We start from the raw sequence: 19792 nt of genomic DNA on the forward strand, positions 1-19792 counted from the left end.
CCGACGCGGGGCTAGCGACCCGCGAGGTACGCGTCCGCGGCGCGGCGGCCCGACACCAGGGCGCCCTGCTGCGACGGGGTGTCCCGGTGGTCGCCGGCGACGTACAGCCCCTCCGTGAGCCGGACCGGCTTGCGGAGGGGGCTGCCGCCCGGCAGCGCGGGCAGCGCCGCGGGCACGCGGGTGACCGCGACCTCCTCCCAACCGGTCGTGCCGACGCCCCAGATCCGCGCGAGCGTCGACCGCAGCAGCCGGTCCGGGATCGGCTCCGGCGCGAGCATCGACGACGCGACGAGGGCGCGGCGGTCGGGGGAGTAGGCGGGGGCGGCGTTCGACATCACGACGCTGTTCGCGACGGGGCCGCGCTCGGTGTCGAGCGCGATGGCAGGACGCCGCGTCGGCGGCGCGGGCACCGCGTGCCACACCGTCGTCACGGCGTGCATCACGGGGACGCGGAGGTCGAGCAGCCCGGCCGCGGTCACCGGGTCGGCGGCGACGATCACCGCCTCCGCGCGACGGGTGCCCTCGCCGGCGACGTCGACCTCCCCGGGGCGCACCGCCTCCACGCGCCGGCCGTACTCGATCGCGCCCGCGGGCAGCCGCGCCGCGAGGCCGTCGGAGAGCGCGCCCATCCCGTGGGCCGGCACCCCGACGCGGCCGAGCGCGAAGCAGCGGAGCACGAACCCGGCGAAGCGGTTCGAGGTCGTGAGGTCCCGCTCGAGCAGCACGCCCTGCAGGAACGGGCGGAGGAAGTGCTCGACCGGGGCGCCGCGCACGCCGTGCCGGGCGAGCGCCTCCCGCAGCTCCACGTCGCGGCCCCGCCGCAGCCGCCCCGTCGGCGTGACCACGACGCCGGCGAGGTACGCGCCGAGCGCCGCCCGCTGCACGGCGGTGCCGAGCGGCGCGGTGACGAGCCCCGGCGCGCCCGCGGGCGCGGAGCGCGGGTCCGCGACGAGGTGCAGGCCGTCGGCGTCGCGGAGGAGCGCACCGCGGACGAACGCGCCGAGGTCGAGCCCGGCCGGCAGCCCGATCCGCTGCAGCTCCGGGTACGCGGTGAGCAGCACCTGGAACCCGCGGTCGACCGTGAACCCGTCGATCCGGTCGGAGCGCACGCGGCCTCCGGGTGCGTCGGAGGCCTCCAGCACCCGGACCGAGCGACCGGCGGCGGTCAGGCGCAGCGCCGCGGCGAGCCCCGCGAGACCCGCCCCGACGACGAGGACGTCCGCGTCGCGCGCGGTCACGGCGCGATGACGAGCCGCGACACCCGGTCGCCGCGCAGCGTGAACTCGAGGTCGCTCGTGCCGTTGTAGCCGTCGCCGGAGACGACGACCGTCGCGACGAACTGCTGGTCGCCGACGCCGGGCTTCACGGCGAGCAGCTCGAAGCGCGCCCGCTTGCCGATGTTGTCGGTGCGGTCCCAGTCCGCGATCTCCTCGTGGCCGCGGTACTCCCGCCCCCAGTCGGACAGGAACGCGTCCTCGGTGAACGCGGCGACGAAGGCGGCCGAGTCGCCCGCGTTGGTCGCGTCCACGAACGCCTGGATCGCGATCGGCACATCGCTCGAGAGGCTCATGCTCATGGCGTCATCCTGGCCCCGCGCGGTGTGCGCCGCCTCAGCCCGCCTCCGACGTCGCCCGCTCCGCGCGCTCGCGCGGGGAGAGCGGCGTCCAGCCGAACCAGCCGCCGTCGACCCGCACCACGGCCCAGTTGCCGCAGCGCTCGACGGTGTCGGGCACCTTCGAGGGCGCCCAGTCCTCGCCGAACGAGTCGAGCGAGTGCCGGGGGACCGTCGTGCAGTCGTCCGGGAGCGCGCTCCGCGTGGTCGCCCGGACGGAGGCGGGCGTCTCGTCCGCGGGGCCGTTCGTCGCCGCGACGTAGCGGATCCGCTTCGCGTCGGCCGGGACCCAGTCGGGCTGCGACGCCGGCGTGTGCCAGGCGTGCTCGAGCGCGTCCCGGGAGTCCGCGGTGCCGCTCGTCTGCTTCTGCAGCAGGTCCTGGACGCCGCAGCCCGTCAGGAGGAGGGGCAGCAGCACCACCAGGCCGAGGGCGGGTGCGATGCGGCGCATCACAGGGCGCCCAGCGCCTCGACCGGCGCCACGCGGGTGGCGCGGCGGGAGGGCGCGACCGAGGCGATCAGGGTGAGCAGCACGCCGCCGCCGACCACGATCCCGGCGAGCGCCCACGGGAAGCCGATGAAGAGCAGCCCCGGAGCGCCGTGCGCGGCGCCGAGCAGGGAGTGGGCGCCGGCCCAGCCGTAGACCGTGCCGAGCACGAGGCCGAGCAGCACCGCCGTGAGCACGAGCTGCCCGCTCTCCGCGAGGATCATGCGCCGCAGCTGCCGCGCGCTGAAGCCGAGCGCCCGCAGCAGGCCGAGCTCGCGGGTCCGCTGCAGCACGCCGAGGGAGAGGGAGTTGACGAGCCCCACCCCGGCGATCACGGCGCTGAAGCCGATCAGCACGGAGAAGACGGTGGTCACCGCCGTGAGCATCGCCTCGGTGTTCGCGTAGTACACCGGGTCGTTCCCCGCGGCCGCCTCGATCATGTCGCCGAAGGTGCGGATCGCGACGCCGAACGTCGTGATCAGGGTGACGGCGATGAGCAGGCCGACCGTGGAGCGGGTGCTCCGCTGCGGGTACCGGACGGCGTTCTCGGCCGCCAGGCGCGTGGTGGCGGAGCCGCCCATCAGCCGGCCGACGAGCCGCAGCGCGCGCGGGATGACGAGGTGCGCGCCGAGCACGATGCCGGTGAAGGAGACGATCCCGCCGACGAACGCGACGAGCAGCCCCGCGAAGGAGACGACCCCGAGCGCGACGCCGCCGACGAGCAGCAGCGCGCCGATCGCGCCGAGCACGATCGCGGCGGCGGAGCGGAGGGCGCTCGCGCGGCTCTCCTCCTCGCTGACCTCCTCCGCCCCGCCGAGCGCCTGCATCGGCGTGACGGCGAGCACGCGGCGGGAGCCGACGACCGCGGCGAGCCAGGTCGTGAGCACCACGGCCGCCGCGGGGAGCAGCACCTCCGGGTTCGCGTACGAGTACGGCGTCGCGGGCAGGACGTCCGCGACGCGGGCGCCGGCCGCGATCAGCGCGACGCCGACCGAGCCGACGAGGACGCCGATCGCCGCGCCGACCGCGCCGACGACGAGGCCCTCGCGCGCCACGGCGCCGCGCTCGGCCCGGGCGGTCGAGCCGAGCAGGCGGCGGAGCGCGATCGCCTTGACACGACCGGCCACGATCACGGCGAACGTGTTCGTGGTGACGACGGCGCCCGCGTAGAGCGCGAGGCCGAGGAAGACCGCGGAGGTGATCCGCAGCAGCGCCGCGACGGTGTCGCTGGTCCCGGTCGTGCCGTCGGCCCGGAGCGCCGCGGTGAGCAGGCCGGTGCCCTGCAGCAGGGCGACGCCGAAGGCGGAGGAGAGCGCGGCGACGAGGACGCCGGAGCCGTGCTGCCGGATCATCGGTCGGCCTCGAGGGAGAGCATGAAGCGCGCGATGCGCTCGGCCTCCATGCGGCCCTCCTCCGCGACGACGCGGCCGTCGGCGAGGAACACGATGCGGTCGGCGTAGCTCGCCGCGACCGGGTCGTGCGTGACCATCGCGATCGCCTGGCCGTGGTTCGCCGCGGCGCCGGCGAGCAGCGCCAGCACCTCCCGGCCGGTGCGGGAGTCGAGGTTGCCGGTCGGCTCGTCGGCGACGACGAGGCGGGGCCGGGAGGCGAGCGCGCGGGCGATCGCGACGCGCTGCTGCTGGCCGCCGGAGAGCTCGCGGGGCCGGTGGCCGAGCCGGTCGGCGAGGCCGAGCTCGTCGAGCAGGCGCCCGATGAGGTCGCGCTCCTCCCGCGTCGGCTTCGCCCCGCGCAGCTCGAACGGCAGCATCACGTTGCCGATGACGTCGAGCGTCGGCACGAGGTTGAACGCCTGGAAGACGAAGCCGATGCGCTCGCGGCGCAGCAGGGTCAGCGCGGTGTCGTCGAGGGCGCCGATCTCGCGCTCGCCGAGCCACACCTCGCCGGAGCTCGGGGAGTCGAGGCCGGCGAGCAGGTGCATCAGCGTGGACTTGCCGCTGCCGGAGGGGCCCATGATGGCGACGAACTCGCCGCGGCGGACCTCGAGGTCGACGCCGCGGAGGGCGTGGACGGCCGCGTCGCCGCTGCCGTAGCGCTTGACGACCTGGTGCACCTGGGCGACCGCGTCCACGGCGGTCCGGGGCTGGACGGGGAGGGCTGTGCTCATGCCTCCGACGCTAGGAACGGCACCCCTCCGCGCGGATCGGGCCGCGGGCTGAACCGCCCTCATCCGAAGGGCGGAGATGCCCGCCTGCTCTTCGTCTCGGAGGCGAGGTCCGCCTCCGAGACGACGGGGTCAGCGGAGGAGGTCCTCGGCGAGCTCCCGCGGCGCGCGGCCCGTCGTGTCGAGGACGCGCTCCGTCAGGGCCGCGTCGTCGAGGATCCCCGTCAGGGCCACCGTGCGGTCGAGGTGCCAGGCGAGCCCGTCGGGGTCGTCGACGTGGCGGCCGCGGAGGCGCTCCTGCAGGGCGGCGGGCGCGGCGACCAGCCGCACGACCTCGGTGCGCTCGGCACCGATCGCCGCGAGCACCCGCGCCAGCTCCGCGCGCGTCTCGACGACGCCCGCGACCACGAGCAGGCGGGCGCCCGCCGCCCGGAAGTTCGCCGCCAGCGCCGCGAGGTTCACGAGCTCGATCTCGAGCTGGAACGGGTCGCCCGCAGGGGCCGGGCGCAGGCGCCGGACGTCGTCGAGGTCGAGCACCGCGTGCACCGTGCCGCGCTCCTCGAGCAGCCCGCTGACCGCCTCCGCGAGCTTCGACTTGCCGACGCCGACCGTGCCGAGCAGCAGGAGCGCGTCCATCAGCGGTCGACGAGGCCGTTCTCGTAGGCGAACACGACGAGCTGCACCCGGTCGCGGAGGCCGAGCTTCGTCAGCACGTTGCTGATGTGCGTCTTCACCGTCGCCTCCGACACGTACTCGGTGCGGGCGATCTCCGAGTTCGAGAGGCCCTTCGCGGCGAGGGCGAACACGTCGCGCTCGCGGCCGGTGAGGGTCTCGAACTCGGGCGGCACGGGACGCTGCTGCACCGGCTCGAACCGCTCGAGGAGCGCCCGGGTGGCGGAGGCGGCGACGACGGCGGTGCCCGCGTGCACGGTGCGGATCGCGGCGATCAGGAAGTCCGGGTCGGCGTCCTTCAGCACGAAGCCGCTCGCGCCCGCCCGGATGGCGGCGGCCGCGTCCGCGTCGAGGTCGAAGGTGGTGAGCACGATGATGCGCGGCCCGGTCTCGCCGCGGGCGGCGGCGTCACCGAGGATGCGCTTCGTCGCGGCGACGCCGTCGAGCACCGGCATGCGCACGTCCATCAGCACCACGTCGGGGTGCTCGCGCTCCACGAGCGCGATCGCCTGCTCCCCGTCGCCGGCCTCGCCGACCACCTGCAGGTCCGGCTGCGAGCGCACGATCATCGAGACGCCGCGGCGGAACATCGCCTGGTCGTCGACCAGGGCGACGCGGATGCCGGTCATGCGCGACCGCCCGCCGCCACGACGGGGATCGCGGCCGTGGCGGAGGCCGGGAGGAACGCGCGCACGCGGAAGCGGTCGCCGTCCGGGCCGGCGCGCAGGTCGCCCTGCACGGCGCCCGCGCGCTCGCGCATGCCGATCAGGCCGTGGCCGCCGGGCGACGGCTTGGGCGGGCGAGCGGGGTCGATCGCGTTCACGACCTCCACCTCCAGTCCGTGGGGGCTGCGGGTCAGGACGACGGAGGCGGGCCTGGCGAGGTCGCCGTGGCGCAGCGCGTTGGTCAGCGACTCCTGCACGATGCGGAACGCGGCGAGCTGCGTGGCCGTGCCGAGGGCGGTCAGGTCGTCGTCGCGCTGCAGCTCGACCTCGAGCCCCGAGCCGCGGAACTGGCCGACGAGCGCGTCGAGGTCCGCGAGGCCGGGCTGCACGCTCGTCGTGCCCTCGTACCGCAGCTGCTGCAGCAGCACCCGCACGTCGGCCAGCGCGGCCCGGGACACCGAGCCGATCGTCTCGAGCGCCTCGTCGACCGCCTCCGGGTCGGTGCGCCGCAGCAGGCGGGCCCCGTCGGACTGGGCGATGACGACCGCGAGGGAGTGGGCGACGACGTCGTGCATGTCGCGGGCGATCCGGGTGCGCTCCTGCTCCGCCGCGACCTGCTGGCCGGCCTCGTCGGCCTCCTGCCGGTTCCGGCGCGACCGCTGCGCCGTGCGGACCAGGACGCCGAGCGTCCAGGCCAGCAGCAGCGTGACGGCGGTCAGGGCGCCGAATCCCGCGAACCGGGTGACGGCGTCCTGCAGGTCCGAGGTCGAGCCGCGGGCCGCGTAGAGGAAGGAGTAGCGCGCCGTGAAGACGCCCGCGACGGCGCCGCCGACGAACGAGGAGGTGAACGCGGCCCAGCGGAGACCGCGCGAGCCGTACGCGGCGCACGCGTAGACGATCGCGGGGATCGCGGCGTCGTAGAGCTCCGGGGCGTCGGCCACGAGCATCTGCACGACCGCGGCCGCCCAGGCGCCGACCAGCGCGAGCTGCGGCGACCAGCGGCGCAGCGCGAGCGCGCCGCCGAGCAGCAGCACCGGCAGCAGCCGCACGGGCTCGTCGCCGTAGCCCCGAGCGGTGAGGACCCCGAGCACGAGCACGAAGGCGACGGCGATGACGCCGTCGACGACCTTCTGCGTCTGGCTGATGGGGCGGAACACGGGGCAAGGGTAGGCGGGGCGGTGCGGGCCGGGCGGGCCGACCGCGCCGATCTCCTCCTTCCGGATGAGGCGGATCCGGCGCTCGGAGGGCGGTGGAAGGATTTCCGCGTGACCTCCGGTTCCCTCACCCTGCCCGACGGCCGCGTCCTCGAGACCTGGATCAGCGGGCCCGACGACGGCGTCCCGCTCGTGTTCCACCACGGCACCCCGGGCTCGGCCCGGCCGACGCGCTCGATGGAACGCGCCGTGCACGCGCACGGGCTGCGCTTCGTCGCCCTGACGCGGCCCGGCTACGGCGGGTCGACGCGGCGCGCGGGCCGATCGGTCGCCGACGTCGTCGAGGACACTGCCGCGGTGCTCGCGAGCATCGGCGCGGAGGAGGCGTACGTCGCCGGCTGGTCGGGAGGCGGCCCGCACGCGCTCGCCTGCGCCGCCCGGCTGCCGCACGTGAAGTCCGCGCTGCTGATCGCGGGCGTCGCGCCCTTCGACGCCGAGGGCCTCGACTTCCTCGCCGGCATGGGGCAGGACAACCTCGACGAGTTCGGCCTGGCCGTGGAGGGGGAGGCGCACCTCCGCCCCTACCTCGACGCCCAGCGCCCCGAGCTGCAGGCGACGACGGCCGAGGGCGTCATCGCCGCGATGGGCTCGCTGCTGCCCGACGCCGATAGGGCCGTGCTCACCGCCGAGTTCGGCGAGGACATGGCGGCGTCGTTCGCGGACGCCCTCCGCGTCTCCGTCGACGGGTGGCTCGACGACGACCTCGCGTTCGTGCGCGACTGGGGCTTCTCGCTCGACGAGGTCCGGAAGCCGGTCGTGCTCTGGCAGGGCGACGAGGACCTGATGGTGCCGTTCGCGCACGGCCGCTGGCTCGCCGACCACGTGCCGGGCGTCGCCGCGCGGCTGCAGCGCGGCGAGGGGCACCTGTCGATCGCGGTCGGTGCGATCGACCGCATGCTCGACGAGCTCATCGCCGCCGCTTAGCGGGCGGTCAGGCGGCCGTGCGCCTCGCCGGGCACGGTCGCCGCATGGCCTCGTCCCGGAACGCGCTCGCGACGGTCAGCGGGCGGGTGCGCCTGCCCGCCCAGGCCGTCGGGGCGCTCGCGATCGTCGTCGGCGTCGTGCTGGTCCTCGCCGACCTCGACACCGCCGGGCTGCCCTTCGTCCTCACCGGGGTCGTGCTGCTCGCGGTCGCGCTGGTCGGCACGTTCCTCGGACCGGCCGTCCGGGCCGAGCCGCTCCTGCTCGCCGCGCCGGTCGACGGCCGGTGGGAGGCCCTGAACTCGCCGACGTCGAAGGTGCCGAGCCACGGCACGCACGCCTACGGCCAGGCCTTCGCGATCGACCTGCTCGCCGCGCCCGCGGGCGTCGAGCGGCCGCGGTTCGGGGAGGCAGGAGGGTCGTTCCTGGCGCCGGAGCGCTTCCCGGCGTTCGGGCTCCCGGTCCTCGCGCCGGCGGACGGCGTCGTCGTCCGCGCGGTCGATCGGATGCGCGACCACCGGAGCCGCTCCTCCTGGCTCGCGTACGCCCTGTTCTTCCTCGAGGCGATCCCGCGGGAGGCCGTCGGACCCGCCGGCGTGCTCGGCAACCACGTCGTGCTGCGCCTCGCGGACGGCACGCACTTCGTGCTCGCGCACCTGCAGGCCGGCAGCGTCGGCGTCCGCCGCGGCGACCGCGTCGCCGTCGGGCAGGTGCTCGCCCGGTGCGGGAACACCGGCAGCACGACCGAGCCGCACCTGCACTGCCAGCGGCAGGACGTCGCCTCCGTCTTCCTCGCGACGGGCCTGCCGTGGACGGTCCCCGGCGGCCTGCCGGTCGACGGCGAGGCGCTCGGGCCTCAGGCGGACGCGCTCGGCGCGCCCACGGAGCCGTAGGTCACCGTCTCGACGTAGATCGTCTCGACGTCGGTGCCTTCGATGACCTCCGCGACGCGGTCGCGCCAGTCCGGGCGCACGAGCGGGGCGAGCGCGTCGAGCACGTGGTCCGGGTCGCCGTCGAACTCGAACACCGTGACAGTCTGGCGCTCGTCCACCGTGGAGCGGGAGACGGAGACGCGGGCCGGGTAGTCCTCGCGGGCGGTGCCCTCCGGCATCCAGGCGTCGATGTACTGGTCGTCGGTGACGCCGTCCTTCAGCGTGCGGACGTACACGGCTCGCAGCATGCGGTCCTCCTCGTGGATCGCTCCGATCCTCCCGGCGCGCCCTGGACGCCGCCTCGACGGACGGGGGCGCCTCCCTGAACCCTCATCGTGTTGCCACTGCGCGCGACCTGGAGGGGGTCGGAGGCCACGAGGAGCGGCAACGCGCGGGCGGTCAGGCGTGGCGGATGCAGCGGTCCGTCGTCGGGCGGGCCTCGAGGCGCGCCGCCGGGATCGGCTCGCCGCAGACCGCGCAGACGCCGTAGGCGCCGTCCGCGATGCGGGCGAGCGCGGCGTCGACCTCGGCGAGGCGCTGGCGCAGAACGCTGCGGAGGGCGTCCGCCTGCGACCACTCGAAGCCGATCGTCGCGCCCTCCGGGTCGTGCTCGTCGTCGGTGTTCGCGTCGGCCCGGGCGGCGGTCATCGCGTCGATGCGCTCGCCCGCCGCGCGGAGCTCGGCCTCGGCCTCCGCGCGGAGGGCGAGCAGGCGCGCCTCAGCGGGCGCGTCGGACATGCCCCACCGCCCAGTCCGGCTCGTCCGCCTCCCGCACCCGGCCGTCGGCGTCGAACACGAGGAACCGGTCGAAGCCGCGCGCGAACCAGCGGTCGTGCGTGACCGCGACGACGGCGCCCTCGAACCGGGCCAGCGCCTGCTCGAGCGCCTCCGCGGACTCGAAGTCGAGGTTGTCCGTCGGCTCGTCGAGCAGCAGCAGCGTCGCGCCCTCCAGCTCGAGCAGCAGGATCTGGAACCGCGCCTGCTGCCCGCCGGACAGGCTCTCGAACCGCTGCTCCGCGCTCTTCACGAGGCCGTACCGGTTCAGCACCGAGGAGGCGCCGCCGCGGTCGAGCCCCGAGCGGTCCGGGGAGCCGGCGTCGAGGATCTCGAGCAGGGTGCGGCCCGTGAACTCCGGGTGCTGGTGCGTCTGGTTGAAGTACCCGGTGCGCACCCGGTTGCCGAGCCGGACCACGCCGGTGTGGGCGACGGGCTCGCCGACGCCGTCCGTGCCGACCCGGTGCTCGTCGGTCTGCCGGAGCAGGCGGAGGAAGTGGCTCTTGCCCGACCCGTTGCTGCCGAGCACCGCCACGCGGTCCTCGAACCAGATCTCGGTGGAGAACGGCTTCATCAGCCCGGTCAGCTCGAGGCGCTCCGCGACGATCGCCCGCTTGGCGGTGCGGCCGCCGGCGAGGCGCATCGTCAGCTGCTCCGGGATCGGCGCGGCCTCCGGCATGCCCTCCGCCTGGAACCGCGCGAGACGGCTCCGGGCGGCCTGGAGGCGGGAGGCCATGTCCGAGTTGTAGGCGGCCTTCACCTTGTACATGGCGACGAGGTCCTTGAGCTTCTGCTCCTCCTCCAGCCAGCGGCGGCGCACCTCGTCGAGGCGGTCGTTCCGGTCGACGCGCGCCTGCCGGTACGAGTCGAGCCCGCCGCCGTGCAGCCAGAGCGTGGCGCCCGCCGCGCCGCGTTCGAGCGTGGCGATCGCCGTGGCGCAGCGGGCGATGACCTCGCGGTCGTGGGTGACGAGCAGCACGGTCTTGGGGGAGTCCCGGACCGTCCGCTCGAGCCACTCCTTGCCGGGCACGTCGAGGTAGTTGTCCGGCTCGTCGAGCAGCAGCACGTCGTCCGGGCCGCTGAACAGGCTCTCGAGCACGAGCCGCTTCTGCTCGCCGCCGGAGAGCGTCGCCGCGCGCCGGTGCTGCACCTGGTCGAAGGGCACGTGCAGCGCCTCGAGGGTGGCGGAGTCCCAGCGGACCTCCTCGTCGTAGCCGCCCGCGTCGCCCCAGTCGGCGAGCGCCCGGGCGTACGCCATCTGCGCCTTCTCGGAGTCGTCCACCATGACCCGCTCCTCGGCCGCGTCGACGGCCTCCGCAGCCGCCCGGATCGCGGGCGGGCTCGTCGTCAGCAGGAGGTCGCGCACCGTGGATTCGTCGCGCACGCTCCCGATGAACTGGCGCATCACGCCGAGCCGGCCGGAGAGGCCGCGCGAGCCCTCCTGCACCGGGATGCGGCCGTCGAGGAGGCCCAGCAGCGTCGTCTTGCCGATGCCGTTCGGGCCGACGAGCGCGACCTTCGCGCCCTCGCCGATGCGCAGCGAGACGTCGTTCAGCAGCGGCCGGCCGTCGTCGAGGGCGTGGTCGACGTGGGCGAGCTCGAGGTGCGCCACGGGATCCTCCGGTGTCGCGGCGCGGTGGCCGGCCGCAGAACGCAGCCGATCAGGGTGCCCGAACCCGGGGGCGCCTCGCAACCGCACGCCCTTCGTTCCGCAGGACGTGACGTCCTGCGGAACGAAGGATGTGCGCAGCGGCTACCAGGCGTAGTCCTCCGGGGCGGGCTTGTGGCCCGGGAAGATCGCATCGAGGCGGGCGAGCGCGTCGGCGTCGAGCCGCACGTCGAGCGCACGGATGCCGGCGTCGAGCTGCTCGCGGGTGCGCGGACCGATGATCGGCGCGGTCACCGCCGGCTGGTGCAGCAGCCAGGCGAGCGCGACGTCGCCCGGCTCGTGGCCGAGCTCGTCCGCGAAGTCCTCGTACTGCTCGATCTGCTCGCGGTGCGCCTCCAGCGACTCCTTCGCGCGGCCGGAGGTGCGGCGGCTCGAGTCGCGCTCCTTCTTCAGCACGCCGCCGAGCAGCCCGCCCTGCAGCGGCGACCAGGGGATGATCCCGATGCCGTTGTGCTCCGCGGCCGGGATCACCTCGAGCTCGATCGTGCGGGCGAGCAGGTTGTAGAGCGACTGCTCGGAGACCAGGCCGGTGTAGTCGCGCTTCCTCGCGGCCTCCTGCGCCGTCGCGAGGTGCCAGCCGGCGAAGTTGCTGCTGCCGGCGTAGAGGACCTTGCCCTGGGCGACCGCGACCTCCATCGCCTGCCAGATCTCGTCCCAGGGCGTGTCCCGGTCGACGTGGTGGAACTGGTACAGGTCGACGTGGTCGGTCTGGAGGCGCTGCAGGCTGGCGTCGAGCGCGCGCCGGATGTTCAGCGCGGAGAGCTTTCCGCCGTTCGGCCACGAGTCGCGCTCGCCGAACGGCATGTCCCCGTAGAGCTTGGTGGCGAGCACCGTGCGCTCGCGACGGCCGCCGCCCTGCGCGAACCAGCGGCCGATGATCGACTCCGTGCCGCCCGGCCCGGTCTTCCCGCCGTACCGGTTCGCGGTGTCGAAGAAGTTGATGCCGGCGTCGTGCGCGGCGTCCATGATGCGGAAGCCGTCCGCCTCCTCGGCCTCCATGCCGAAGTTCATGGTGCCGAGCACCAGGCGGGAGACGGAGAGGCCCGAACGGCCGAGATGCGTGTACTGCACGGCGCCAGCCTGCGCCGCGGCGTCTGGACGGCGCCTCCGCGAAACACGGACCGTGTTGAGTGGTGCCGTGACCCGCGATCTCGCCCTGCTCCCCAAAGGCCATCTGCACCTGCACTTCGAGGCGTCGATGCGCCCCGCCACGCTCCGCGACATCGCGGCGGAGGCGGACGAGCCGGTGCCCTCGTGGGCGGACTTCGCCGACTTCACGGACTTCGAGGCGGCGTACGGCGACGTGCTGCGCCTCATCCGGCGCCCGGACCAGCTCGAGCGGATCATGACGGAGATGGCCGACGACGCGCAGGCGGACGGCGTCGTGTACGTCGAGGTCACCCTCGCGCCCGTGCTCCACGCGCACCTGTTCGGCGACGACGCGCAGGCGGCGCTCGACTTCCTGCTCGCCGCGGCGAAGCGGGAGGAGGACCGCACCGGCGTCGTCATCCGCGCGATGATCGCCTCCGCCCGCACCGTGGCCGTCGAGCTCGCCGTCGCCGACGCCCGCCTCGCCGCCGCCTACGCGGGCCGCGGGGTCGTCGCGTACGGCCTCCACGCCGACGAGCGCGGCTTCCCGGCCGCGCCGTTCCTCGAGGCGTTCGAGATCGCCCGGGACGCGGGGCTGCTCATCACGCCGCACGCCGGCGAGCTGGTCGGCCCGGAGTCGGTCCGCGAGGCGGTCGAGGTGCTGCACGCCGACCGGATCCTCCACGGCGTCCGCGTGATCGAGGACCCGGAGCTGACCGCGGAGGTCGCCCGGCTCGGCGTGACGCTCGACGTCTGCCCGAGCTCCAACGTCGTACTGCACGTCGTGCCGGACCTCGAGCACCACCCGCTGCCCGCGCTGCTCGCCGCCGGGGTCAGCTGCTCCATCAACGCGGACGACCCGATCCAGTTCGGGCCGGACGTGCTCGAGGAGTACGAGCTCGCCCGCGAGCGCCTCGGCCTCACCGACGAGCAGCTCGCCGGCTGCGCCCGCGCCTCCATCACCGCCTCCGGCGCCCCCGAGGACGTGAGGACCCGGGCGCTCGCCGACATCGACGCCTGGCTCGCCTGAGCTCAGACGCGGCGCAGCAGCGCCGCGACGGCGGGCGCGGCGAAGCAGCGGAGGCGGAGGGGGCCGTCCGGCGTCTCCAGCAGCAGGACGCGGCGCGGCCGGCCGACGAGCCGCACCGCCCGCGCCTCGGCCGCAGCGACCTCGACGACCTCGCCGTCGTGCGCCGTGAACCGCAGCGCGCGGTCGCTCAGGCGGAGCCGGCCCGGCGTCCAGCGCCCCGCCACGAGCAGCAGCGCGCGGCGGGAGGTCCAGACCGTCTCCGGGTCGGGCATCGCGACGCGGTCAGCCGAGGGCGCGAGCGAGCCGGTCGACGATCTCCTCGAGCACCGGCCACGGCGTCGCGAGGATGATGCGGACGAACCCCCGGCCGGCCTCCCCGCACGCGGCGCCGTCCGTGAGGGCGACCCCCGCGCGCTCCAGCACCGCGTCCGCGGGCTTCGCGCCGAGGTCGAGCGCGCGCAGGTCGAGCCAGCCGATGTAGGTGCCCTCGGGGGCGCGGTAGCCGACCTGCGGCAGCCGCTCCGCGAGCAGCTCGCCGAACCGGCGCCGGTTCTCGTCCAGGTACTCGCGCACCGCGTCGAGCCACGGGCCGCCGTCGCGGTAGGCGGCGGTGTTCGCGGCGACGCCGAACCCGCTCGCACCGTGGGCGATCAGCCCGGCGACCTCCGCGTACCGGTCCGCGTCGGCGTCGTTCGAGAACACGAGCTGCGCGGCCTTCAGACCGGGCAGGTTGAAGGCCTTGGAGGCGCTGATCGCGGTGATCGTGTGCCGCGCGGCGGCCTCGCTCACGCTCGCGTAGGGGACGTGCCGGTGCTCGCCGAGGACGAGCGGCGCGTGGATCTCGTCGGAGAAGACCCGGCCGCCGTGCCGCTCGACGAGCTCGCTGACGGCGACGAGCTCCTCCCGGGTCAGCACGCGGCCCACCGGGTTCCAGGGGTTGCAGAGCACGAGCACGTCGGCGCCGGCCGCGAAGGCGCGGTCGATCCCGTCCAGGTCGAGCTCGTAGCGGCCGTCGACGGAAGGGCTCGGCACCTCGATGATCGCCCGGTCGTGGCGCTGCGGGATCATCAGGAACGGCATGTAGGCGGGCGTCGGCACGATCACCGACCTCGCCGGGTCGGAGTAGCGCCGCAGCACGAGGTCGAGGCCGCTCAGCACGTCCGCGACCGGCCGCACCTGCTCCGGCCGGACGGCCCAGTCGTAGCGGTCGGCGCACCAGGCGGCCGTCGCCTCGGCGAGGGCCGTGCTCTCCGAGGCGGGGAGGTAGCCGGTGCGGGCGAGGTCCATCTCCCGCTCCAGCGCCGCGCGCACGACGGGCGCGAGGCCGAAGTCCATCTCGGCGACGAACGCGCCGATCGCCTCCGGGAAGGCGGTCCACTTCACGCTGCCGCGTGCGCGGAGCTCGTCGGCGGTCGGCGTCTCGAACAGGAGGGTCACGACTCCATGCTGGCAGCGCGCGGGCGGCGCCGGACTCAGGCCGTCAGATCCAGGTCGGCGACCACATGTGGATGTGCCAGAACCAGTACGGCACCGGCAGCCCCGCGCTGATCGGGAAGTAGAAGGCGCTGACCACGACCGCGGCGATCACGAACCCGAGCGCGACGCCCCGTCGCACCTTCAGGCCGTAGGAGGCCTCCGCCGCGACGAGCTCGTCCACCGAGTCGACGCCGGGCGGCCGCACCACCATCAGGCCGATCGTCGCGGCGAGGGCGAGCAGCAGGTACGGCTCGAACGCGATCGAGTAGAAGAAGAACATCGTGCGGTTCGGGTAGAGCAGCCACGGCAGGTAGCCGGCGACGAAGCCCATCAGGATCAGCGCCGCCTGCCACTCCCGCCGCCGGACGAACCGGACGACGAGGTAGACGGAGGCCGCGACCGCCGCGTACCAGAGCAGCGGGTTCGGCAGGTCGGTGATGGCGGAGACGCAGCTCGAGCCGCCGCAGTCGCCGGCGTTCGCGTCCCACCACATCGAGGTCGGCCGGGCGATGATGGGCCAGCCGAGCGCGGGCGCCTTGTAGGGGTGCGGCGAGGAGAGGCCGGTGTGGAAGGCGTAGATGTCCTTCGTCCAGGCCCACAGGTCCTGGATCGGCACCGGCACCCAGGCGAAGAAGCCGGTGAACCGCGCGCCGCCGTCCTCCACGAACCGCCGGTCGTAGCCGCCGCTCGTGACGAACCAGCCGGTCCAGCCGAGCAGGTAGGCGGCGAGGGCCGGCGGCAGGAGGCTGATCGCGTTCACCGGCGCCTGCTTGAGCAGGCCGGCGAGGTGCCAGAAGCGGACGCCCGCGCGGCGGCGCAGCAGCAGGTCCGTGCCGACGACGTAGACGCCGAACGCGGCGATGAAGTAGATCCCGGACCACTTGACGGCGCAGCAGAACCCGAAGGCGAGCCCGGCGCCGATCAGCCACGGGCGCCAGAGCAGGGTCGGCCCCCAGTCGCCGATCCCGCGCCGGCGGCGCATCAGCCACTCGCCGAGGCGCCGCTCGGACCAGAACCGGTCCTCGAGCACGCAGGCGAAGCCGGCCAGCGCGAGCAGCATGACGATGTTGTCGAGCAGCCCCACCCGCGACATCACGATCGCCTGGTTGTCGATCGCGAGGAAGCCGCCCGCGAGCGTCGTGACGAGGGGCGTCGCGAACATGCGGTGCGCGACGAGCATGAGCAGCGCGACGGCGAGGATGCCCACGACCGCGACGGACAGCCGCCAGCCGTACGGGTTCTGCGCGCCGCCTGCGACCATCTCGCCGAGCCCGATGATCCACTTCCCGAGCGGCGGGTGCGCGATGTACTGCGCCGCCGCGGAGTAGAAGTCGACGCGTCCGGCCGCGAAGGCGGCGTCCGCGTTCGCGAAGCCGGCGGGGAGCCCCTCCGAGGTCTTCGCGGGCCAGGTGCCCTCGTAGCCGAGGTGCCAGAGCGTCCAGGCGTCCTTGACGTAGTAGGTCTCGTCGAAGACGAGCTTCGGCGGGTAGCCGAGGCCGACGAGGCGCGAGACCGCCGCGATCAGCAGCACCGCGGGCGGCCCGTAGCGCGCCCAGTAGGAGATCCGGTCGAACAGCGTCTGCCGCGCCGCCGTCACGGGGGCGGGGGCGACGGCCTGCGACACGGAGGCAGGATACGGGCGCGGTCGCACCCCGCCGGGTCGGCGCGTCGGCACCGGCAGACTGGGGGCGTGCTCGTCCTCGCCGCCACCCCGATCGGGAACCTCGGCGACGCCTCCCGCCGCCTGATGGAGGCGCTCGCCTCCGCGTCCGTGATCGCCGCGGAGGACACCCGTGTCGCCCAGCGCCTGCTCGCCGGCCTGCACGTCGAGACGCACGCGCGCCTCGTGACCGTGAACGAGCACACCGAGCGCGCCCGCATCGGGGAGCTGCTCGACGCGGCCCGGGAGGGCGACGTCGTGCTCGTCTCCGACGCCGGCATGCCGACCGTCTCCGACCCCGGCTTCGCGCTCGTGCGCGCCGCCGTCGAGGCCGGCGTGCCGGTGACCGCCGTGCCGGGCGCCTCCGCGGTGCTGACCGCGCTCGCGCTCTCCGGCCTGCCGACCGACCGGTTCGCGTTCGAGGGGTTCGCACCGCGGCGGGACGGGGAGCGCCGCCGCTTCCTCGAGTCGCTCGCCGCGGAGCCGCGCACGACGGTGCTGTTCGAGTCGCCGAACCGCACCGCCGCCCTGCTGGCCGCGATGGTGGACGTGCTCGGCCCGGACCGGCAGGTGGTCGTCGCGCGCGAGCTGACGAAGCTGCACGAGCAGGTCGTGCGCGGCACGACCGCCGAGGTCGCCGCCTGGGCGGAGGGCGGCGTGCGCGGCGAGGTCGTCGTCGTGCTCGCCGGCGTCCCCGCCGCCGCGCCCGACGCGGAGGACGGGCTGGTGCAGGTGCTCGCGCTCGTCGAGGGCGGCGCGAAGCTCAAGGACGCGACGGCGGAGGTCGCCGCGCGCACCGGGCTGTCGCGCAAGGGCCTGTACGACGCGGCGCTCGCCGCGCGTTCCCGGTGAGTCGGGAATCCTCCGCCGCCTGATGCGTTCCGGCTGCCCATGCGAGCAGTGCGGTTCGACGAGTACGGCGACGAGACGGTCCTCGAGGTCCGGGAGGTGCCCGACCCGCAGCCGGGCCCGGGCGAGGTCGTGGTGCGGGTGGTGACCGCCGGCACGAACCCGGGCGAGGTCGGCATCCGGTCCGGCGGGCTGCGCGACCGGTTCCCGGCGCGGTTGCCGGAGGGCGAGGGCAGCGACCTGGCGGGGTACGTCGCCGCCGTCGGTGCCGACGTGCAGGGGGTGGCGATCGGCCAGCCGGTGATCGGGCTCTCCGACGGGCGGAACGCGCAGGCGGAGCTGGTGCTGCTGCCCGCGGACCGCGTCGTGCCGAAGCCGGACGCGCTGGGCTGGGACGTCGCCGCGACGCTCTACGTCGCGGGCACGACCGCGCTCGCGCTGCTGCAGACGGTCCCGGTGGGCGCCGGCGACACCGTGGTCGTCGCCGGTGCGGCGGGCGGCGTCGGCGTCTTCCTGACGCAGCTCGCCGCCGGCGCCGGCGCGCGGGTGATCGGCGTCGCGGGGGAGGCGAACCACGGCTGGCTGCGCGAGCACGGCGCGGAGCCGGTGACCTACGGCGACGGCCTGGAGGAGCGCCTCCGCGCCCTCGCGCCGGACGGCGTGACGGCGGTCTTCGACCTGTTCGGCGGCGGCTACACGGACCTCGCGATCGCGCTCGGCGTGGACCCGCAGCGGGTCGCGACCGTCGCCGACTTCACGGCGGGCGAGCGGCTCGGCGTGCAGGTGACCGGGATGGCCGCGCTCGCCGACCCGGCGGAGGGCGTCCGGCAGCTGGCCGCGATCGCGTCGCAGGGCGGGTTCGAGGTGCCGATCAAGGCGCGCTTCCCGCTCGCGGAGGTGCAGGAGGCGTACCGCGAGGTGTCGCGCCGCTCCGGCCTCGGCAAGGTCGTCCTCGAGGTCTCCGAGCCCTGACCGGAACCGCGCGTCGTAACGGGGGGTCACGACCCCGGTAAAATCCCGTGGTGCCCGCGGACCGGTCGTTCTACATCACCACGCCGATCTTCTACCCCTCCGACGTGCCCCACATCGGTCACGGCTACACCGAGGTCGCCGCGGACGTGCTGTCCCGCTGGCACCGGCAGGCCGGCGACGACACGTGGTTCCTGACCGGCACGGACGAGCACGGGCAGAAGATGCTCCGCACCGCGACGGCCAACGACATGGGCCCGCGCGAGTGGGCGGACAAGCTCGTCCGCGAGTCGTGGATCCCGCTGCTCGAGACCCTCGACATCGCGAACGACGACTTCATCCGCACCACGCAGGAGCGGCACGAGCAGGGCGTCGCCGCCTTCATCCAGCGGCTCTACGACACCGGCTTCATCGAGGCCGGCGACTACGAGGGCTTCTACTGCGTCGGCTGCGAGGAGTACAAGCAGACCTCCGAGCTCGTCACCGGCACGGGGAGGTACGACGGCGAGCTCGTCTGCGCGATCCACTCGATCCCGGTCGAGCTGCTGAAGGAGCGCAACTACTTCTTCCGGATGAGCCGCTTCACCGAGCAGCTGCTCGCGCTCTACGAGGAGCGGCCCGACTTCGTGCAGCCGGACAGCGCCCGCAACGAGGTCGTCCAGTTCGTGAAGCAGGGCCTCGACGACCTGTCGATCTCCCGCTCCACGTTCGACTGGGGCGTCCCGGTGCCCTGGGACACGAAGCACGTCGTCTACGTGTGGTTCGACGCGCTGCTGAACTACGTCACCGCGGTCGGGTTCGACGGCGACGAGGCGACCCTGGACCGCCGCTGGCCGGCGACGCACCTGGTCGGCAAGGACATCCTCCGGTTCCACGCGGTCATCTGGCCCGCGATGCTGATGGCCGCCGGGCTCGAGGTGCCGAAGCAGGTCTTCGCCCACGGCTGGCTGCTCGTCGGCGGCGAGAAGATGTCGAAGTCGAAGCTGACCGGCATCGCGCCGAACCAGATCACGGACGTCTTCGGCTCCGACGCCTTCCGCTACTACTTCCTTCGCGCGATCCCGTTCGGGCAGGACGGCTCGTTCTCGTGGGAGGACCTCGCCGCCCGGTACCAGGCGGAGCTCGCGAACGGCTTCGGCAACCTCGCCTCCCGGGTGATCGCGATGATCACGCGCTACCGCGGCGGCGCCGTGCCGGAGGCGGGGGAGCCCTCGGAGCGCGACCTCGGCATCCGCGAGACCGTGCGGGACGCCGCGGTGCAGGCGGACCTCGCGATCGAGCGGATGGCGCCGCACGAGGCGGTCGCGTCGATCTGGACGATCGTCGAGGAGCTGAACGGCTACATCACGCTGGAGGAGCCGTGGGCGCTCGCGAAGGACCCGGAGCAGGCGGGCCGCCTCGACTCCGTGCTCGCGACCGCCGCGGAGGGGCTGCGCGCGCTCGCCGTGCTGCTCTCCCCGGTGCTGCCGAAGGCGACGACGAAGCTGTGGTCCGCGCTCGGGGCGGAGGCGGCGCTCGGCGCGCTGCTCGACCAGCGCCTCCGGGCCGCGGGCGACTGGGGGCTGCTGCCCGCCGGCACGACCGTGTCGGCGCTCGAGCCGCTCTTCCCGCGCATCGACCCGGACGTCCTGAATGCCTGACGCCGCCCTTC

General features: G+C 74.7%; 21 protein-coding genes. 6 read left to right on the forward strand and 15 right to left on the reverse strand.

The features are described 5' to 3' along the window. Positions 1-11: 11 nt before the first annotated feature. From D1781_RS04575 to D1781_RS04610, 8 genes are all read right to left on the reverse strand, one after another. Complete coding sequence (locus D1781_RS04575; protein WP_119481052.1) at positions 12-1238, reverse strand: FAD-dependent oxidoreductase; 1227 nt, start codon at positions 1236-1238, stop codon at positions 12-14. Continuing rightward, positions 1235-1576, reverse strand: a complete 342-nt coding sequence (locus D1781_RS04580; protein ID WP_233550988.1) for a nuclear transport factor 2 family protein — start codon at positions 1574-1576, stop codon at positions 1235-1237. The genes D1781_RS04575 and D1781_RS04580 overlap by 4 nt, the downstream gene beginning before the upstream one ends. A gap of 34 nt (positions 1577-1610) precedes the next feature. Beyond that, positions 1611-2063 (reverse strand): hypothetical protein, encoded by a 453-nt coding sequence (locus D1781_RS04585; RefSeq protein ID WP_119481053.1) that lies wholly within the window; start codon positions 2061-2063, stop codon positions 1611-1613. Then, a complete protein-coding gene (locus tag D1781_RS04590; protein WP_119481054.1) occupies positions 2063-3451 on the reverse strand; it encodes an ABC transporter permease in 1389 nt (462 codons plus the stop codon). The genes D1781_RS04585 and D1781_RS04590 overlap by 1 nt, the downstream gene beginning before the upstream one ends. Then, complete coding sequence (locus D1781_RS04595; RefSeq protein WP_119481055.1) at positions 3448-4224, reverse strand: ABC transporter ATP-binding protein; 777 nt, start codon at positions 4222-4224, stop codon at positions 3448-3450. Before D1781_RS04595 ends, D1781_RS04590 begins: the two co-directional genes overlap by 4 nt. 129 nt (positions 4225-4353) lie before the next feature. Further along, positions 4354-4857: an AAA family ATPase gene (locus D1781_RS04600; RefSeq protein ID WP_119481056.1), complete on the reverse strand. Its 504-nt coding sequence runs from the start codon at positions 4855-4857 to the stop codon at positions 4354-4356. Beyond that, a complete protein-coding gene (locus D1781_RS04605) occupies positions 4857-5522 on the reverse strand; it encodes a response regulator transcription factor (protein ID WP_119481057.1) in 666 nt (221 codons plus the stop codon). The genes D1781_RS04600 and D1781_RS04605 overlap by 1 nt, the downstream gene beginning before the upstream one ends. Then, complete coding sequence (locus D1781_RS04610) at positions 5519-6715, reverse strand: sensor histidine kinase (protein WP_119481058.1); 1197 nt, start codon at positions 6713-6715, stop codon at positions 5519-5521. The genes D1781_RS04605 and D1781_RS04610 overlap by 4 nt, the downstream gene beginning before the upstream one ends. 108 nt (positions 6716-6823) lie before the next feature. Here D1781_RS04610 and D1781_RS04615 point away from each other — a divergent pair, with 108 nt between their 5' ends. Both D1781_RS04615 and D1781_RS04620 read left to right on the forward strand, forming a co-directional pair. Continuing rightward, complete coding sequence (locus tag D1781_RS04615) at positions 6824-7696, forward strand: alpha/beta fold hydrolase (RefSeq protein ID WP_119481059.1); 873 nt, start codon at positions 6824-6826, stop codon at positions 7694-7696. Between the two features lie 44 nt (positions 7697-7740). Then, on the forward strand, positions 7741-8586 hold the full coding sequence (locus D1781_RS04620; protein WP_119481060.1) for a M23 family metallopeptidase: 846 nt from the start codon (positions 7741-7743) through the stop codon (positions 8584-8586). Here D1781_RS04620 and D1781_RS04625 read toward each other — a convergent pair. The 4 genes from D1781_RS04625 to D1781_RS04640 form a co-directional block, all read right to left on the reverse strand. After that, a complete protein-coding gene (locus D1781_RS04625) occupies positions 8550-8873 on the reverse strand; it encodes a hypothetical protein (RefSeq protein ID WP_119481061.1) in 324 nt (107 codons plus the stop codon). The two genes, D1781_RS04620 and D1781_RS04625, sit on opposite strands and share 37 nt — an antisense overlap. A 151-nt stretch (positions 8874-9024) precedes the next feature. After that, a complete protein-coding gene (locus D1781_RS04630; protein WP_119481062.1) occupies positions 9025-9363 on the reverse strand; it encodes a TraR/DksA family transcriptional regulator in 339 nt (112 codons plus the stop codon). Beyond that, the gene (locus tag D1781_RS04635; RefSeq protein ID WP_119481063.1) at positions 9344-11011 is read right to left on the reverse strand and encodes an ATP-binding cassette domain-containing protein; all 1668 of its coding nucleotides are present in this window, start codon (positions 11009-11011) and stop codon (positions 9344-9346) included. Before D1781_RS04635 ends, D1781_RS04630 begins: the two co-directional genes overlap by 20 nt. Positions 11012-11152: 141 nt before the next feature. Then, complete coding sequence (locus D1781_RS04640) at positions 11153-12139, reverse strand: aldo/keto reductase (RefSeq protein WP_119481064.1); 987 nt, start codon at positions 12137-12139, stop codon at positions 11153-11155. Positions 12140-12206: 67 nt separating this feature from the next. Here D1781_RS04640 and add point away from each other — a divergent pair, with 67 nt between their 5' ends. Then, positions 12207-13187, forward strand: a complete 981-nt coding sequence (add, locus tag D1781_RS04645; RefSeq protein ID WP_199706385.1) for an adenosine deaminase — start codon at positions 12207-12209, stop codon at positions 13185-13187. Positions 13188-13189: 2 nt separating this feature from the next. Here add and D1781_RS17445 read toward each other — a convergent pair whose 3' ends face one another. The 3 genes from D1781_RS17445 to D1781_RS04660 are packed head-to-tail and all read right to left on the reverse strand — an operon-like array spanning position 13190 to position 16287. Continuing rightward, complete coding sequence (locus D1781_RS17445; protein ID WP_158589998.1) at positions 13190-13459, reverse strand: hypothetical protein; 270 nt, start codon at positions 13457-13459, stop codon at positions 13190-13192. Between the two features lie 10 nt (positions 13460-13469). Further along, positions 13470-14624: a MalY/PatB family protein gene (locus tag D1781_RS04655; RefSeq protein ID WP_233550993.1), complete on the reverse strand. Its 1155-nt coding sequence runs from the start codon at positions 14622-14624 to the stop codon at positions 13470-13472. 43 nt (positions 14625-14667) lie between these two features. Beyond that, positions 14668-16287: a dolichyl-phosphate-mannose--protein mannosyltransferase gene (locus D1781_RS04660; RefSeq protein WP_119481066.1), complete on the reverse strand. Its 1620-nt coding sequence runs from the start codon at positions 16285-16287 to the stop codon at positions 14668-14670. 66 nt (positions 16288-16353) lie between these two features. Here D1781_RS04660 and rsmI point away from each other — a divergent pair, with 66 nt between their 5' ends. Genes rsmI through metG form a run of 3 tightly spaced genes read left to right on the forward strand, consistent with a single transcriptional unit; the run spans position 16354 to position 19781 of the window. Beyond that, positions 16354-17175, forward strand: a complete 822-nt coding sequence (rsmI, locus tag D1781_RS04665; protein ID WP_119481067.1) for a 16S rRNA (cytidine(1402)-2'-O)-methyltransferase — start codon at positions 16354-16356, stop codon at positions 17173-17175. Positions 17176-17214: 39 nt separating this feature from the next. Next, complete coding sequence (locus D1781_RS04670; protein ID WP_119481068.1) at positions 17215-18144, forward strand: NADP-dependent oxidoreductase; 930 nt, start codon at positions 17215-17217, stop codon at positions 18142-18144. 50 nt (positions 18145-18194) lie between these two features. Next, on the forward strand, positions 18195-19781 hold the full coding sequence (gene metG / locus D1781_RS04675) for a methionine--tRNA ligase (protein ID WP_119481738.1): 1587 nt from the start codon (positions 18195-18197) through the stop codon (positions 19779-19781). Positions 19782-19792 lie beyond the last annotated feature (11 nt).

This window comes from Amnibacterium setariae (assembly GCF_003581425.1).
Classification (GTDB): domain Bacteria; phylum Actinomycetota; class Actinomycetes; order Actinomycetales; family Microbacteriaceae; genus Amnibacterium; species Amnibacterium setariae.